This window comes from Allobosea sp. FG18 (assembly GCF_057809495.1).
In genome coordinates, this window is record NZ_JBMDKB010000016.1 from 42,850 (window position 1) to 59,250 (window position 16,401).

13 protein-coding genes, 1 tRNA gene and 1 pseudogene are annotated in these 16,401 nt (G+C 67.2%); 7 read left to right on the forward strand and 8 right to left on the reverse strand.

All coding sequences use genetic code 11. The annotated features are described in order from the left end of the window. Window positions 1-60: 60 nt before the first annotated feature. Window positions 61-1,638, reverse strand: a complete 1,578-nt coding sequence (locus ACODTJ_RS17855; RefSeq protein WP_488849556.1) for an outer membrane beta-barrel protein — start codon at window positions 1,636-1,638, stop codon at window positions 61-63. Window positions 1,639-1,742: 104 nt separating this feature from the next. On the opposite strand from ACODTJ_RS17855, the gene ACODTJ_RS17860 reads away from it, so the two are divergent. From ACODTJ_RS17860 to ACODTJ_RS17885, 6 genes are all read left to right on the forward strand, one after another. Next, window positions 1,743-2,717 carry a KpsF/GutQ family sugar-phosphate isomerase gene (locus tag ACODTJ_RS17860; protein ID WP_454655054.1) on the forward strand — a complete coding sequence of 325 codons (975 nt, stop codon included), beginning with the start codon at window positions 1,743-1,745 and terminating at the stop codon, window positions 2,715-2,717. A gap of 95 nt (window positions 2,718-2,812) precedes the next feature. Then, window positions 2,813-3,232, forward strand: coding sequence for a MerR family transcriptional regulator (locus ACODTJ_RS17865; RefSeq protein ID WP_091860771.1), 420 nt, complete (start codon window positions 2,813-2,815; stop codon window positions 3,230-3,232). Between the two features lie 306 nt (window positions 3,233-3,538). Beyond that, on the forward strand, window positions 3,539-6,844 hold the full coding sequence (locus ACODTJ_RS17870; RefSeq protein ID WP_454655056.1) for a helicase-related protein: 3,306 nt from the start codon (window positions 3,539-3,541) through the stop codon (window positions 6,842-6,844). A 179-nt stretch (window positions 6,845-7,023) separates the two neighbouring features. Further along, window positions 7,024-7,332, forward strand: a complete 309-nt coding sequence (locus ACODTJ_RS17875) for an RNA-binding S4 domain-containing protein (RefSeq protein ID WP_454655057.1) — start codon at window positions 7,024-7,026, stop codon at window positions 7,330-7,332. Between the two features lie 170 nt (window positions 7,333-7,502). After that, complete coding sequence (gene fdxA / locus ACODTJ_RS17880; protein ID WP_291653498.1) at window positions 7,503-7,838, forward strand: ferredoxin FdxA; 336 nt, start codon at window positions 7,503-7,505, stop codon at window positions 7,836-7,838. A 375-nt stretch (window positions 7,839-8,213) separates the two neighbouring features. Next, window positions 8,214-8,810, forward strand: coding sequence for a CarD family transcriptional regulator (locus ACODTJ_RS17885; protein ID WP_454655058.1), 597 nt, complete (start codon window positions 8,214-8,216; stop codon window positions 8,808-8,810). Window positions 8,811-8,892: 82 nt separating this feature from the next. Here ACODTJ_RS17885 and ACODTJ_RS17890 read toward each other — a convergent pair whose 3' ends face one another. The 3 genes from ACODTJ_RS17890 to ACODTJ_RS17900 form a co-directional block, all read right to left on the reverse strand. After that, window positions 8,893-9,762 carry a dienelactone hydrolase family protein gene (locus ACODTJ_RS17890; protein WP_454655059.1) on the reverse strand — a complete coding sequence of 290 codons (870 nt, stop codon included), beginning with the start codon at window positions 9,760-9,762 and terminating at the stop codon, window positions 8,893-8,895. Window positions 9,763-9,860: 98 nt separating this feature from the next. After that, window positions 9,861-11,345 (reverse strand): M48 family metalloprotease, encoded by a 1,485-nt coding sequence (locus ACODTJ_RS17895; RefSeq protein WP_454655061.1) that lies wholly within the window; start codon window positions 11,343-11,345, stop codon window positions 9,861-9,863. A gap of 4 nt (window positions 11,346-11,349) precedes the next feature. Further along, entirely contained in the window at window positions 11,350-12,120 is a 771-nt protein-coding gene (locus ACODTJ_RS17900; protein WP_454655062.1) for a hypothetical protein, read from the reverse strand. A gap of 34 nt (window positions 12,121-12,154) precedes the next feature. Between ACODTJ_RS17900 and ACODTJ_RS17905 the strand changes: the two genes are divergently transcribed. Continuing rightward, a tRNA-Arg gene (locus ACODTJ_RS17905) sits at window positions 12,155-12,231 on the forward strand. A gap of 210 nt (window positions 12,232-12,441) precedes the next feature. Here ACODTJ_RS17905 and ACODTJ_RS17910 read toward each other — a convergent pair. The 4 genes and pseudogenes from ACODTJ_RS17910 to ACODTJ_RS17925 form a co-directional block, all read right to left on the reverse strand. Next, window positions 12,442-12,558 (reverse strand): annotated as a pseudogene (locus ACODTJ_RS17910) (IS3 family transposase); the annotation flags it as partial. Window positions 12,559-12,834: 276 nt separating this feature from the next. Further along, window positions 12,835-13,794: a hypothetical protein gene (locus ACODTJ_RS17915; RefSeq protein WP_454655140.1), complete on the reverse strand. Its 960-nt coding sequence runs from the start codon at window positions 13,792-13,794 to the stop codon at window positions 12,835-12,837. Between the two features lie 70 nt (window positions 13,795-13,864). Next, the gene (locus ACODTJ_RS17920) at window positions 13,865-15,301 is read right to left on the reverse strand and encodes an MBOAT family O-acyltransferase (protein ID WP_454655142.1); all 1,437 of its coding nucleotides are present in this window, start codon (window positions 15,299-15,301) and stop codon (window positions 13,865-13,867) included. A gap of 232 nt (window positions 15,302-15,533) precedes the next feature. Continuing rightward, entirely contained in the window at window positions 15,534-16,379 is an 846-nt protein-coding gene (locus ACODTJ_RS17925; RefSeq protein WP_454655144.1) for an inositol monophosphatase family protein, read from the reverse strand. Between the last annotated feature and the right edge of the window lie 22 nt (window positions 16,380-16,401).

A 16,401-nucleotide genomic window follows, 5' to 3' on the forward strand; every position in this document is an offset into this window, starting at 1 on the left:
GCATGGATCCCGGGTCTTCGCTGCGCTACGCCCGGGATGACCTCGAGGTTGCGGTGAAAATCAGAACTGCACCCTGAGACCCACCAGCGAGACATTCGCGGTGTAGTCCGAGCCCTGCGCGGTCGAGTTCAGGCGCTCGTGGGTGAAGCTCGCGCGCACGGCGAAGGTGCGGGTCAGCTTGTATTCGAGCCGCGCGCCGACATTGGTGTAGTCCTCGCGCAGGCCCTGGCCGTCATATTCGGTCCGGCTGAAATTGGTGAAGCCGGTGACGGTGAGGTTGCGGCGCAGCGCATGCGCCACTTCCAGCGTGGCGCGCCGTACGGTCGTGCCGGAGGAGCCGGCGATCGTGGTGTCACCGAGCTCGGCGCCTCCGCGCAACGTCACCGTGGTCAGCGGCGTCGGCGACCACAACACCGCGGCATCGCCGACGAAACCGCGCAGGTTCTTCAGGCGGTTATCGTCGTATTTGCGATCCTGATAGCCACCCGAGACCTCGCCGGTGAGCTGCCGGCTGATCTCGAAGGTCGAGCCGATGCGGCCGGTCAGACCGTTCGAGGAACGCATATAGCCGCTGGAATCGGCCTTCTCGTCGAACTCGCGCTGGTCGATTTCGGCCTGGACGAAGGGCTTGAAGCCGGGCGTGACCTCGTAGGCGGCACGCAGGCGCAGGCCGTACTGCGTCTGGTTGCGATCCTTCTGCGAGAGCATCGCACCATTCGACAGGCGGGCATCCTCGTAGTCGCTGCGATCGACCGAGCCGCGCAATGTCAGTTGCAGCCGGTTGAAGTCGTGCGTGACGCCGGCCGAGCCGCCATATTGGTAGATCTGCGGACGGCCGGTGACTGCGGCTGTCAAGTCCGGCGAGCCCGGCCGCTGCGTGTCGAGCCTGAGCCGCGTTTCCAGGAGGATGCGGGTATCGCGCGTCGCATCGAGCCGCAGGTCGAGATTGCCCTCGGCATCGGGGCGCGAGGCATCCTTGGCACGGAAGAATTCCATGTAGCCGCCGCGCAGCTTGCCCTTGAGCTCGTGGACGTTCCAGTCGGACTGGATCTCCAGCTCGCCCTCGTGGCGGCTGTAGCCCGAGCCCTTGGTACCCGGCGCCGATGTGCGCTGCGGATTGGTGTCGTAGCCGACCGAATTGGTGACGGAAGGTCGTAGCGTGATCGAGCCCAGGCGGATGCCGAGCGCGGCGTAGGGATCTTCTTCGCTCGCGGCGCGACGCCGGGGCGGCGGAGCCGGAGGCGGAGGTGGGGGCAACACCGTGACAGCGGGTTGCGGCGGCCGGAACTGGCGCTGGGTGACACCACGCAGTGCCGGCGCCTGAATGGGCTGGCTGGCGCGCGGCGGCTGCCGCCCCGAGACGGCGGAGCCTTGCCGTTGGACCAGTCCGGCGGGATCGCGGATGGCTTCCGGCTCGGCCGTTGCCGGCGAGAGGGCGGGCTGGGGCGTTGCCGGCTGCTGCGCGACATAAGTGGGCGTGCCGGTTCTGAGATTGGCGCGCGGCATCTGCTGCGCCTGCGCGGTTGCGCAGGCGAGTGCCAGCGCGGCCAAGGCCGTGCCGGACAGAAGCAGGGTCGTCGCGCGGCCGGACACGGGCGTCGCAGGGCTCCAGATGACGGGCGCGCGGATGGCGCGCATGGTTAACGGAGTTAGAACGAACAGGGTTAAGGAGCCGTCAACGCGCGCCGGGGCTGTCGGCAGATGGTGGAAATGACTGGCTCCGCCGTGCTACAGCGCCGGCCATGACAGCCGATATCCGCGACTCCGCCCTTCGCACCATCGCCACCGAGCGCGCCGGTCTCGACGCGCTCCATGCCGCACTGGCAGACAGTCTGGGCGGGCCGTTCGCTGACGCCATCGCCATGATCCGCGCCTCGAGCGGGCGCGTGATCGTCTCCGGCATGGGCAAGTCCGGCCATGTCGGGCGCAAGCTCACGGCGACGCTGGCCTCAACCGGCACGCCCGCGCATTTCGTCCATCCGGCCGAGGCGAGCCATGGCGATCTCGGCATGGTGCAGCCTGAGGATGTGGTGATCGCGCTGTCCTGGTCGGGCGAGGCGGTCGAGCTTGCCGCTCTCGTCGGTTATACTCGCCGCTTCCGCGTCGGGCTGATCGCTATCACCGCCAATGCCGAGAGCACGCTCGGCAAGGAGGCGGATATCGCGCTCGTCCTGCCCAAGGCGACGGAGGCCTGTCCGAACGGGCTCGCGCCGACGACCTCGACGACGATGCAGATGGCGCTCGGCGATGCGCTGGCGGTGGCCTTGCTGGAGGCGCGCGGCTTCTCGCGGCAGGATTTCTTCGTCTACCACCCCGGCGGCAAGCTCGGGGCGCAGCTCAAGACGGTCGAGAGCATCATGCATCGCGGCACCGACCTGCCGTTGATCGGTCTGGACACGCTGCTGCCGGACGTTATCGCGATGATCTCCGACAAGGGTTTTGGCTGCGCCGTGGTGATGGATCTGGACGGCAAGCTTGCCGGCGTGGTCACCGATGGCGACCTGCGCCGCAAGACGGCGATGGGCGGGGGCGCCTCGCTCAGGGCACGCGATATCATGACGGCGAATCCGCGCCGAATCGGACTCGATACGTTGGCGGTCGAAGCGCTGGAGCTGGTCAACCGCAGCCGGATCACCGCGCTGATCGTGGTCGATGGCGAGGGGCGCCCGGCCGGGCTCGTCCATGTCCACGACCTGTTGGCGATGGGCGTCGCCTGATCGGGCTTGCAACCCGGCAGCAGCGCGCTATCTAAAGCTGTAGAGACTATAGCTTTAGAGGTGCTGCCATGACCGTTGCCGGCAAGCTCGAACGCGTGATGCCGATCGGTGCGCTGGCGGATCGCACCGGGGTCAAGGTCGAGACCATCCGCTATTACGAGCAGGTCGGCTTGCTGCCGCCGCCGGAACGCTCCGAGGGCAACCAGCGCCGTTATGGCCGGCGCCATGCCGAACGGCTCGCCTTCATCAAGCACGCGCGCGATCTCGGCTTCGCGGTCGAGAATATCCGCACGTTGCTGAAGCTATCCGACACGCCGGGCATGGCCTGCGACGAGGCGCATGCGATCTCGGTCGCCCATCTCGACGAGGTCCGCGACAAGATTGCGAAACTACGCTCGCTGGAGAAGGAACTGGAGCGGATCGCGACCACCTGCTCGGGCGGCGTCGCGGCCTGCGATTGCGCGATCATCGAGGCGCTCGCCGATCACGGGCAGTGCGACCACGCCCATCATTGAAGCAGCGGCGCAGCCCCGAAACCTGTCTTGCCTCTCGTCTCCGGGGTAAAAAGGCTTAAATAGGTTCCTGTCGGGCGGCGTTGAACGCTGCCTCGCCACGCCAATCCGGGAGGGCGCGATGACGACAGGGCCCACGCTGCCAGGGGCTAGACTCCGAAAAGGGAACAAAACTCGATTCTGTCGGAGTCAGCGATTCGGCCCCGCTTCGTTCCAGACTCGTTCTTATCGAGTCTCTGTTTGAGACTTGCATAAGCTCCGTCCACGCTCCCGCCCGCATGGGCGGGCGAGAAGATCGGCTCCTTCGCCTTGCTTCCTTTTCGTTCGCTGCCGCCCGCCGCCCGCGCCAATAGCGTCACGGCCGTGCTGGGCCCGACCAATACCGGCAAGACCCATCTCGCCATCGAGCGCATGGTCGCCCATCCCACCGGGATGATCGGCCTGCCGCTCCGCCTGCTCGCGCGCGAGGTCTACCAGCGCGTCGTCGACAAGGTCGGTGCGCAGTCCGTCGCGCTCGTTACCGGCGAGGAGAAGATCAAGCCCGAGCGGCCGCGCTTCTGGATCTGCACGGTCGAGGCGATGCCGCGCGATCTCGCGGTCGATTTCGTCGCCATCGACGAGATCCAGCTTGCCGCCGATCTCGACCGCGGCCATGTCTTCACCGACCGCCTGCTCAACCGGCGCGGCCGGGCCGAGACCATGCTGATCGGCGCCGCGACGATGCGCCCGCTGATCGAGCAGCTCATGCCGGGCGTGAATGTCGTGACGCGCCCGCGCCTGTCGCAGCTCACCTTCGCCGGCGACCGCAAGATCACGCGCCTGGCGCCACGCTCGGCCATCGTCGCCTTCTCGGTCGAGGAGGTCTATGCGATCGCCGAGCTGATCCGCCGGCAGAAGGGCGGGGCGGCCGTGGTGCTAGGGGCGCTTTCGCCCCGGACCCGCAATGCCCAGGTCGAACTCTACCAGTCCGGCGATGTCGATTATCTCGTCGCGACCGACGCAATCGGCATGGGGCTCAACCTCGACGTCAATCACATCGCCTTCGCGGCGGACAGGAAATTCGACGGACACCATTATCGCAGGCTCAACCCGGCCGAGTTCGGCCAGATCGCCGGGCGCGCCGGCCGCCATCTGCGCGACGGCACCTTCGGCACCAGCGGGCGCTGCCCGCCTTTCGATGCCGAACTCGTCGACGCGATCGAGAATCATCGCTTCGAGCCGATCCGCCAGATGCAGTGGCGCAATTCCGATCTCGATTTGCGCTCGGTCGGCGGCCTTCTGGACACTTTGAACATCCAGCCGTCCGAGCAGGGGCTGACGCGGGCGCTGATCGCCGAGGACATGACGACGCTGGAAGTGCTGGCGCGGGACCCGGATATCGCGAAGCTGGCGCAGGGCCGCGCGGCGGTCGAGCGGCTCTGGGAGGTCTGCGGGCTGCCGGATTATCGCAAGATATCGCCGATGCAGCACGCCGATCTCGCGACGACGCTGTATCTCAGGCTGATGCGCCACGGCCGGCTCGATGCCGACTGGTATGCCGCGCAACTCGCCGCGCTCGACCGCACCGATGGCGAGATCGACACGCTCTCGGCACGGATCGCGCAGGTCCGGACTTGGACCTATGTCGCCAATCGTCCTGACTGGTTACCTGATCCAGAGCATTGGCAGGGCATGGCGCGTCTTGTAGAGGACAAGCTGTCGGACGCTCTGCACGAGCGGCTGGCTCACAGATTTGTCGATCGGCGCACCAGCGTGTTGATGCGCCGCTTGCGGGAGAATGCGATGTTGGAGGCTGAGGTCACCGCGACGGGCGACGTGCTCGTCGAGGGCCAGCATGTGGGGATGCTGCAGGGCTTCCGCTTCACGGCGGATCCAAAGGCCGGCGGTTCCGAGGTCAAGGCCCTGAACCTGGCGGCGATGAAGGCGCTGGGCTCCGAGATCGAGGCTAGGGCGGCGCGCGTCGTGCTGGCGGGCGACGATGCCTTCGTGCTGTCGCATGACGGGCTGATCCGCTGGACCGGCGAGCCGGTGGCGCGTCTTACCGCCGGCGAGAAGGTTCTGGAGCCGCGGCTGCGCCTGCTGGTGGAAGAGCATCTCGGCGGTCCCGCGCGCGAACAGGTCGAGGCCCGCCTCAATCTCTGGCTGAAGAACCACATCACCCGCCTGCTCGGCGCCGTGCAGATCCTGGAAGCAGCCGAGAACGTCACCGGCATCGCGCGGGGCATCGCCTATCAGGCGGCCGAGGCGCTCGGCGTGCTCGAGCGTTCCAAGGTCGGCGAGGAGATGAAGACGCTCGATCAGGAAGGCCGCGCGGCGCTGCGCCAGCTCGGCATCCGTTTCGGCGCTTTCCACATCTATATGCCGGCGCTGCTGAAGCCTGCGCCGCGCGCGCTCGCCGCCCAGCTCTGGGCGCTGAAGCATGGCGGGCCGGAGACGGCCGGGCTCGACGACATCGCCCATCTCGCGGCCTCGGGCCGGACCTCGTTCCCGGTCGACAAGGCCGTGCCGAAGGGCCTGTACCGCGCTGCCGGCTACCGCGTCTGCGGCGAGCGGGCCGTGCGCGTCGACATCCTCGAACGCCTTGCGGACCTCATCCGCCCGGCGATCGCGTATCGCCCTGGCGTCACACAGGGCACGCCGCCGGCTGGCGCCGCCGATCAGGACGGCTTCGTCGCGACCGGTGCTATGACCTCGCTCGTCGGCTGCGCGGGCGAGGACTTCGCCTCGATCCTGCGTTCGCTCGGCTATGTTTCGGTCAAGCGCCCGGGGCCGGCGATCACCGTGCCACTGGCGCCGCCTCCGGCGGCGACCGAGCCGGCGAAGCCTGTTGTGGCCGGTGAAGCGGAAGAGACTGCGGCTTCGGGCGAAGTCGCCGAGGCGACCGCAGAGACCGACGGCGCGAGCGAGCCGGCGACCGAGCTGAACGCGGATGGTTCGACTGAGGGCCAGACGCCTGCCGTCGAGGCCGCCGATGCTCCGATCCTGACCGAGACGGAACTGGGCGCAGCGCGCGAGCCGGTGCCGGCCGACGCGATGGCCGCGCTTCCGGCTGCAGCGGCCGAGGAGACGGCTTCTGCCGAAGCCGTTGCCGACGAAGCTCCTGCCGCTGAAGCTGCGCCGGCCGAGCCTGAGCTGATCGAGATCTGGCGACCGCATCGCCATCAGGGCGGACGCCGGCCGGAGCAGGGCAATCCGCGTGGCCGTCGTGAGGGCGGTGAGCGCCGCGAAGGTGGCGAGCGCCGTGGCGGCGACCGGCCGCAGCGCGAGGGCCGCCCCGGTGGCCCGCGCCGTGACGGGCGGCCCGACAACCGTCCGGCCGCTGCCGCGGGCGAGGGGGCTCCGGCGCAGCGCCAGGATACGCGTCCGCGCCAGGACGACCGTCCGCGTCGCGACGACCGCCCGCAGCGGCAGGACCGTCCCGAGGGCAATCGCGGTCCGCGTCCCGATTTCAAGCGCGACGGCCGCCCCGGTGGTCCGCGTCGCGAGGAGCGGGGCGGGGCCGAGCGCTTCCAGCAGACGCCGCGTCCGCGCCCGGCCAATCGCGAGCCGGACCCGGATTCGCCCTTCGCCAAGCTCGCGGCCCTCAAGGCCCAGCTCGAAGGCAGCAAGAACTGAGGCAAGCTTCGGTGACCGCGCGTCGTCATTCCGGACAAGCCGCGATGGCGGCGACGATCCGGAAACCATCGGAGGGCTCGGCGCTCTCCAATGGATCCCGGGGCAAGCCCGGGATGACGAGGCGGTTCCGCATCAAGTCGGCTGCCTCGGCCCACTCTGACTAGGGAGGCGCGGGCGGCTTGCAGGAGGATCGTCAGCGCCTTGACAAATGGCTCTGGTTCGCGCGCTTCGCCCGCAACCGCCCGGCGGCCGTGCGTCTGGTGGAGGATGGCCATGTCCGCATCGCAGGGCGTCGATGCGACAACCCGGCGCAGGGAATTCGGATCGGGGCCGTGCTGACGCTTGCTCTGCCGCACGCGACCGTCGTGGTTCAGGTCCTCGGCTTCGCCGAACGGCGTGGCTCCTTCGCGGTGGCCCAGCAGCTTTACGAGCGGCTCGACGGCGGCAGCGGCGATGCGTCGCTTGCGGAGCCGGGGGACGAGGATTAAATCCGCGCCCTGTCAGCCGGCAGATGCTGAAAGTGGGCCGGGGAATGAAATCTTCTCCGCGGCGCCTCCCGAATGACAAATCGTTCTGCAAGAGATCACGAAAACGACCTTGAAACCTGCGCCGGGCAAGGGTTTATGGGGCTGTTTAGAAGCGTTGGAAGGGCCGACCCATGACCTATGTGGTCACCGAGAATTGCATCAAGTGCAAGTACATGGATTGCGTCGAAGTTTGCCCGGTCGACTGCTTCTATGAAGGCGAGAACATGCTCGTCATCCATCCCGACGAGTGCATCGATTGCGGCGTCTGCGAGCCGGAATGCCCGGCCGAGGCGATCAAGCCGGACACGGAGCCGGGCCTTGAAAGCTGGCTGCAGCTCAACGGCAAGTTTGCGGCGAGCTGGCCCAACATCACCCAGAAGAAGGACCCGCCGGCGGACGCCAAGGCGTTTGACGGCGTCCCCGGCAAGCTCGAAATGCTCTCGCCCGAACCGGGCGAAGGCGACTGAACCAGGCGCTTTTCGCCGCCCGCGCTGCACTCACCACGACCTCGCCATGCTGCCGCAGGGGAGCGCCGTCCGGCGTTTACCTTTGATTCGGCGTGATTTTTGTGCTACAAGCTAGCCCCAGTCGAAGTCGTTCCGCATGCCCCTGCGAGATTCCAGCAATCGGGGCGCCCCCAAAGATCACGAACGCTGAGAGAGCCGGCTTCGGCGCCGGGCCTAGGTGGTCGTTCTCGGCAGGGCCCAATGAAACAATCGACTAGGGAGCGTGAAGCGGTGCGTTTTCAAAGCGTCGCATCAGGCGGAAGTCTCCTGCCAGCCGGCCGGAGGCCAGATCATCACGTGCTCGCGTCGAGCGGGCCGGTCAGGAGTCGTAACGGCATGTCCACTGCGAAGAAAGCTGTTGTGCGCCAGGGTTTCAAGACGGGCGAATACGTCGTCTATCCCTCCCATGGCGTGGGTCAGATCACGGCGATCGAAGAGCAGGAAGTCGCAGGGTTCAAGCTGGAACTGTTCGTCGTCAGCTTCGCCAAGGACAAGATGACGCTGCGTGTTCCGACCGCCAAGGCCGCCAGCGTCGGCCTGCGTAAGCTCGCCGATGCGGAATCCGTCTCCAAGGCACTGACCACGCTCACCGGCCGCGCCCGCGTCAAGCGCACCATGTGGTCGCGTCGCGCGCAGGAATACGAAGCGAAGATCAATTCCGGCGATCTCGTCGCCATCGCCGAAGTGGTGCGCGACCTCTACCGTTCCGAGGCCCAGCCCGAGCAGTCCTATTCCGAGCGCCAGCTCTATGAGGCTGCCCTCGACCGCATGACCCGCGAGATCGCCGTGGTCGACGACGTCACCGAGACCGAGGCGCTCAAGAAGATCGAGGCCCAGCTCGCCAAGTCTCCGCGCCGCGCCAGCAAGGCCGAGGCGGAAGCCGAAGCCGAGATGGAAGGCGACAACGACGATCTGGCGGAAGAAGCCGCCTGAGCGGCGTTCTACTTATTATCGACGAAAAACCCGGCGGGCGACCGCCGGGTTTTTTGTTGGGTTGAGGCTGAGCCAAAGGGCGCTACGCTGTCCCCGTTTCAGCCTTGAGGAACGCAACCGTCCGCGCCCAGGCCTGCTTAGCCGTCGCGGCATTGTAGCGCTCGGCGCTGGTGTCGTTCATGAAAGCATGGTCGACATCGGGATAGACGATGGCCTCGTACTGGATATTGGCTGTCTTCAGCGCCTTCTCGTAATCCGGCAGCATCTGAACGAGGCGGGTGTCGCGCGAGGCCTGCTGGATCAGGAGACGGGCCTTGATCTGTGGCACCTTGGCGAGATCGGGCGAGCGACCGTAGAAGACGACGCCGGCCGATAGCTCGGGCACCGAGACGGCGAGGTCGTTGACCGCGCCGCCGCCCCAGCAGAAGCCGACTGCACCGGTTCGTCCGGTCGCATCCGGGCGCGAGGCCAGGTATTTGAGCGCGGTGCGGCCCTGGGCGATGACCGCTTCGGCGGGAAGCTGCGGGAAGAGCGCGCGGGCGGCGTCGGGGGCGGTCGGCGTGCCGCCGAGAGGGGTCAGGAAATCGAGGCCGAGCGCGGTGAAGCCCTCCAGCGCCATGCGGCGGGTGATGTCTTCGATATGGGGGTTGAGGCCGCGGTTCTCGTGGATGACGAGGACACCGCCGCGCTTCGCCTCAGCCTTGGGCGTGACGAGATAGCCCTTCAAGGCCACGCCATCGACGGTCTGGCCGAACCGGCTGGCGGTAATGCGGGCATCGTCCGGTGCCACCTGCTGCGCATGCGCGTAATTGGGTTCCAGCAGGGCAAGTGCGGCTTCGGCCGCCGCCGCGGTGCCGGCGATGGCGAGCAGCCGGTTCATGAAGACGCGGCGGTCGAGCGGCTTATGCGTATATTCGTCGTAGAGTTCGACGATCCGGCGATCGAGCGCCATTCTTGCCTCCCTGATCATGGCCTTGCGCCGAGCATAGCGTCCGCCGCGCGATGCAGGAGGGGGGTGGGAAACGACTCGCGGCCTTGTGAAGGTGAAGGCTACTCGGCGACGACCTTGTAGCGCTGGCCGGGCGTCAGAGCGGCATTGCGGTCGAGCCCGTTGAGAAGTTGAAACAGCTCGCCAGGCCGATCCTGCTCGGGCATCCGCTCGGCCATGCTTGCGATCGTGTCGCCGGCTTCCGCTGCGACCAGCCGGATCTGCATCGGGCGGATGGATTGCGCTTCCGCAGGCGTCATCACCCGGAAGCTGTCGATGATGCCGCGCATCTGCCGTTCCGGGTCGCTGCCGCCACGTGCGGCCAGAATGAAGCGATAGACCCGGTCGCCGATCTGCACGGCGGCGAGCCGGAAGGTCCAGTCGGTGCCGCGGCCATGGGCGCGGACGGCGGGCTGGCCGGCGACCTCGATTTTCTCGATGCCAGTGGTCTCGACGCCCTCGATCCAGCCGGCGGCGACATAGGATTCCAGCGTCTGGCCGCTCTTCAGCGTGACGGAATCGAAGCGCAGCGCCTGCGTGCCATTGGCGCTGACGCCGATGACCATGTCCTGGGCGGCCTCCAGGCTGAAGCCGTCCGGCGCGCTGAAGCCGATGCGCAGCGCACTGTTGAGATAGCGCCGGCCCCGGACCACGCCGTCGCGTGGATCGTCGCCATAGGCCAGGCCCTCGATCGCAGCGAGCCAGCGATTGGCGTCGCGCTCGCCGATGCCGGGCGCGCCGATCTGGCGGGCCGCGGCGGTGACGGCGGCGATGCGCTCGGGCGTCTGCGGGTGGCTGGAGAGGATGTCGAGCCGCTTGTCGTCGGCGCTCTGGTTCTGGCCGCTGCTGCGGAAGGCGGTGTTGCGGCCGAGCGTGGCGAGGAAGCGGCCGGCGCCATAGGGATCGTAGCCGGCGCGGGAAATGTTGCGGACGCTGATCTGGTCGGCGGTCAGTTCCTGCTGGCGCGAGAACTTGGCGAGCGAGAGCTTCGAGCCGGCGCTGATAGCCGCGCCACGCGTGGGGTCCTTCAGGACCTGCGAGACGACCTGATTCACCAACGCCGATTCCGCTTCCTTCTCGGCGCGCTCGACGGCGTGTTGCGCGGTGACATGGGCGATCTCATGCGCCAGCACGGAGGCGATCTCGGAGGTGTCGTTGGCTAATGCCAGCAGGCCGCGCGTGACATAGAGTCGGCCATTGGGCAGGGCGAAGGCGTTGACCACCGGCGAATTCAGGATGGTGATCTCGTAATGGCCGATCTGGCCCTCGCCGGCCTTGGCGAGGCGCTGGACGACCTCGTCGAGGGCAGCGCGGGCGCGCGGCGCGCGATACTCGCCGCCGAAGGCCGCGAGCAGGCGCTGGTGCTCCTGGTCGGAGGCGCGCTGGACCGTGCTGATGCGCGGCGCGATCTCGTTTTCGGAGGTGGAACTCGCCGGCAGCAGCGGGCTCTGGTCGCCAAGGCAGCCAACGAGCAGCAGACCGGGCAGCACGATGGCTGCCAGCTGCTTCGAAAGTCGCGAAAGCGATGCTCGCGGGGGCTGCTGCATGTCCTCAGTCGATCAGTTCCAGCGCGGCCCGGGATGCGACCTCCAGCAGGAGGCCGTCGCGCCCGGACAGGACACCATAGGCGCGCAGCCGTTTACCGCCGAGATCGCTCGCGGTCCAGCCGGCGCTCTTGAGTTCGCGCCAGAGGCTGCGCGACAGGACGATCGAGGCAGCCTCCTTCGGGCGGCGGGAGAAGTTCAGATAGGTCCGCTGGGAGCGCTCGCCGACCGAGGCGATCCGGCCTTCCAGCATGACGTAACGACCCTCCTGCGCCTTTACCGCGGCGAGATCATGGCCATCGACCGCCGTCAGCGGCGAAACTTGCGTCCCAGATGTTACCGTTTTCTGAACGGGGGCCGTCTGCGGCGTTTCGCACGGGGACAAGCCAGGTTCCGGCATGGGCAGGGCCGCTCCCTGCCGCAGCAGCAGTTGCGCGAGGTCCTGTGCCGGCCCAGGCGCCGACGCCGACGGCACGGACAGCCGTGCGGGCAGGCGGCCCCAGCGATCGGGCTCGCCGAGGACGGACAGGCCGAGCGGTCGGCCGAGGAAGCCGCGCAGGCCCGCATCGAAGCGCGCCGTCTCCTCGGCATTCTGGCGTGGCGCGATGCCGATGAGGCGCAATCTCCGGCCATCGTCCAGAAGCGGGTCTCCGGCTGGGTCGAGCCCGGTCAGTTGCACCGTCGCGGCCGCATCGGCGTCGGGCGCGCAGCCGGGCGCTGCCCGCGCCGGAGTTGTCGCGAAGGCGGCGAACATGACGATGGCAAGAAGGGACTTCACCCGCATCGTGATTATGCTACACGGAGTTTCGTGCGTCCCGGTAGCTCAGCAGGATAGAGCAACGGTTTCCTAAACCGTAGGTCAGGGGTTCGAATCCCTTCCGGGACGCCAGCTCTCCGCGCAAATCCTTGATTTGCTGCAACTTCCTCAGATATCAGCACTATCGACGCGTCAACCTGCAACACACATGCGCGGGAAACGCACGTCCGTGAAGCTATGCGTCGTAACAAGCGGGGGGCTTGGTATCTGAACTTCCGCGTGCCGGAGGACATAGCCGAGGCTTATGTCTGAATAGCCCCGAGTTTCGTAGACGCCGTCGGGTTACATCTCGTGCTGCCGTTCGAACTCGACGGGTGACAGCATCCCGTTCCTGACGTGCTTGCGCTTTGGGTTGTAGAACATCTCGATGTAGTCGAACACGTCCTGCCTTGCCTCTTCGCACCGGGTGTCGATCTGGCGGCTGGGGAAGCGAAGCGCGGGCCGACGTTGTCGAAGGCGCTGGCGGCATGGAAGGAAGGCAGTGGCATGGCTGGCGGCCGAAAGCCACGCCCGCAGACGGTCATCGAGGCCGAAATGGCCGTTCGCCACTTCACTCAGCTTAACGGCGACTTCAGGCGCTGGACCGGCGTCGCGCCCATCGAGTTTCGGCGAACCCTCAAACGAGACTAAATCGGGGACCCGTCGCCCCGGCGCGGCGAGCCGCTGGGGTTTCGCTCAGTGCGCCACTGCCGCCAGGTCGGATCGGCCTGCGGCCGACCTCGAATGGTCCGCCGGGCGCCTTCCCAGGAGGGCCGTCCGAAAGTAGGCGTTCGCCGCCAGTGCGACGCCGAGGGACTCGGAGAACCGCTCGGCCGCCGTCGGGGACAAGTGGTAGCCGTCCGGGAAGTCGCGCGGATCGGCGGGCTCCGTTCCCTGCAGGTCGAGCAGTTCGGCACCGCCGTCGCGGATCGTTCTTCGAAGGTCGTCGGGCAACGGGAAGCGCCTGGGCAGGGGGGTCGCGACGAAGACGACGCCGACGCCGTCCTTCCCGGCCCTCTCGATGAAGCGCGCCAGCCGGGTGTAGGTGTCGGGCCGGCCGTTCCCGGAGGCACGCTGGCGCACGCTCGCGGCCTCGTTCAACGTCTGCGCCAGCGCCTCGTAGCCGGGAATGAGCGCGAGCACGCGCGTCTGCACCCGCTCCCTGTTGGCCCACACCCTCGAAGTCGCACCGAGCAGGTAGCTGATCCGGTCGCTCGCGGAGAGGACGTCGTCGGAGAAGGCCTCCGAGAGGAGGGGGAACCCGGCGAACTGACTGCCGAGGCGCTCGGGCTGCAGGGGCTGGCCGTCCGCGAGCTGGCTCTGGGCGAAGCAGATGACGATGACGCGCGGCAGGGATCGAGCCGGCTCGACGAAGCGCCGATACACGTAGAACCAGTCCAGCAGTCTCGTGTCGTCGGGGTAGACGAGGGCGAACTTCGCCTGGGGCAGGCGGTGGGGCGGCCACGCGCCCTCGACCACGTCGGGCCGGATTCCGGCCCGGGTCAGCGAGTTTCCAAGGAAGAGAACGCCGGGTCCCGGCGCCGCCTCGAAGTTCCGCACGATGGTGGGAATGCTCCTGATGTGCTGGACGTCGAGCGACAGGCGGGGCTCGGCCAGGTACAGGCCGAGTTCGCCGGCGAGAAGGATCGCCAGCACGGAGGAGAGGACCTTCCAGTCGGATCCACCGCCGAAAGCGCTTCGAAGCACGGGCGTCCCCCCTCGATCGTCAGAACTGGAAATAGACGAACTCGTGACTGTTCGGCGATTGGAAGAAGATCAGCATCAACACGGCGTACGAGTAGACGGCCGCGCGGGCAGGCCACGCGCTGCGTAGCAGGGCGAGGGAATTCTTCGCTCGGACGCCGGTCCAGTACTCGAACAGGTAGAGCGGAAGGGCGTAGAAGGCGATCAGGAGCAGCATGGACACGGCGTCCGGCGTCACGCGCCAGTCCGTGGCCATCAGGTGCAGGAAGGTTCCGACTTGCCGCATGCTCTCGGCCCGGAACAGCAGCCAACCGAAGCAGACCAGGTGGAACATCAGCACGATGCGCCAGCCGCGCGCGAAGGCGCTCAGAGGCCGCTCCTTCTCCCACCCCGCGATCCGGTACAGGCACAGCAGCACGCCATGATAGAGGCCCCAGAACACGAAGGTCCAGTTGGCCCCGTGCCAGATGCCGCCCAGGAGCATCGTGATCATGAGGTTGCGGATGACCATGTATCCGGTCCCGCGATTGCCGCCGAGGGCGACGTACAGGTAGTCGCGCAGCCATGTCGACAGGCTGATGTGCCAGCGCCGCCAGAAGTCGCTCGGCGAAATGGCGAAATAGGGCGACTTGAAGTTGTCCATCAGGTCGATGCCCAGCCACCGGGCGATGCCCTGTGCGATGGAGCTGTACCCCGAGAAGTCCGCGTAGATTTGCCAGGCGAACGCGTACACGCCGATCAGGCATTCGACCCCGGTGAGCTGGGACGGATCGCGACCGAAGATGGAGTTCACTACCAGCGCGAGGTTGTCGCCGATCACGACCTTCTTAAAGAGACCGATCAGAATGTAGTACAAGCCGACCACGAAATCGTCGGAGCGCCGGACCCGGGGGATCTCGAGCTGCTTTAGGAGGCCTCTGCCGAGCGGGTCCTGGCCTTTGGCGCCGGAGCGCATGATGGGGCCGGCGACCAGGTGGGGGAAAAAGGACACATAGAGCGCGAAGTTCCAAAAGCTCGTCGCCGGCTTGGTGACGCCGCGGGCGATGTCGAAGACGTAGCTCATGCTCTGGAAGGTGTAGAACGAGAGCCCGACCGGCAGGATCACCTGGATGAGCGGCGGCGAGACGTCGAGGCCCACTGCGTTGAGCGCCGCCACGACCTCGGCGGTGAAGAAATTATAGTATTTGAAGAAGCCCAGCAGCGCGAGGTTCGTGGCGACCGAGAGCCAGACGTATCGCCGCTTGACCTTGTCCGACGGCGCCGAAGCCACGAGCAAGCCAAGGTAGAAATCCATCACCGTCGAGAAGGCGATCAGGGGCAGGAAGCGCCAGTCCCACCATCCGTAGAAGAAGTAGCTGGCTCCAAGGATGAAAAACGTCTGGGCACGAAACGGCAGAAGCCAGTAGACGGGGAGCACGACGGCGAAGAATAACCAGAACGTCCAGCTGTTGAACAACATTCGCGCTCACCCGGAAGTCGGCGTTGGATGTCAGCGGATGTTCACCGGTAGCGCCTTTCGTGCCGGCGTTTGTTGATGCCGGTCAGTTCGCCCTCGGCGGCAACGGCTCGGCGATCCAGCAGGGCCCTCGCCCGGGCCGTGGGCTTCCGTGGGTGTTCGTCGCGCTACCCGGCCGTCGGTGCCTCAACGCTAGTGCGCCATCCCCTCCCACGTCCGGACATCGGGCGCGATGCTAGGCAAGAGCGGCTCTGTTCAGTGCGCCTGTCGCACGGGTCGAGCGGAAAATATCGATGAACTGCCCGTGGAATTGCCGGGGCGCGACGACGAGGCTGCGGCATTGGAGGGGGTCGCCCTCGCCATCGATCTCGGTCGCCAGGCAGCCGGCCTCCCGCGCGATGATCACGCCGGCGGCGAGGTCCCAGAGGTCGAGCTTGGCGCCGGAGGTCCAGAAGCCGTCGAAGCGACCTTCCGCGACATAGGCGATCTCCAGCGCCGCCGAACCCGGGCTGCGGATGCCGGAGACGCGCGGCATGATCGCCGCCATCTCGCGGGCGGCCTTCTCGGTGTCGCCCTTGCCGTTATAGGGAAAGCAGGTTCCGACGACCGCGTGGGCGAGGGATTTGCGACTGGAGCCGTTCAGTCTTCGATTACCGAGATAGGCGCCCTCTCCGGCCACGGCCCAGAACATCTCGCCGCTCAGGGGATTGAAGGTCACGCCGGCCGTCACCTCGTCGCCTTCCATCAGGGCGAGCGAGGCCGAGAATTGCGGGATGCCGTGCAGGAAATTGTTGGTCCCGTCGAGCGGGTCGATGATGATCCTGAGCCCGCTGCCGGCGTCGGGAGAGGCCGCGCCTTCCTCGCCGAGTACCGCGACCTCGGGCAGCTCCCGGTTGAGATGGGCGACGATCAGGCGCTCGGATTCGATGTCGGCGGCGGAGACGAAGTCGGACGGGCCCTTTTCCAGGATGGGTAGGGCCGAGAGACGCGCGAAATTCTCGGCGAGCGAGGCGCCGCCGATCCGAGCGGCCTCCTTCATGGCCTCGACGATCTCGCTGCGGGTCCGGGACTTGGTGGTCATGACGGCTAACCTGGCTGGGTTG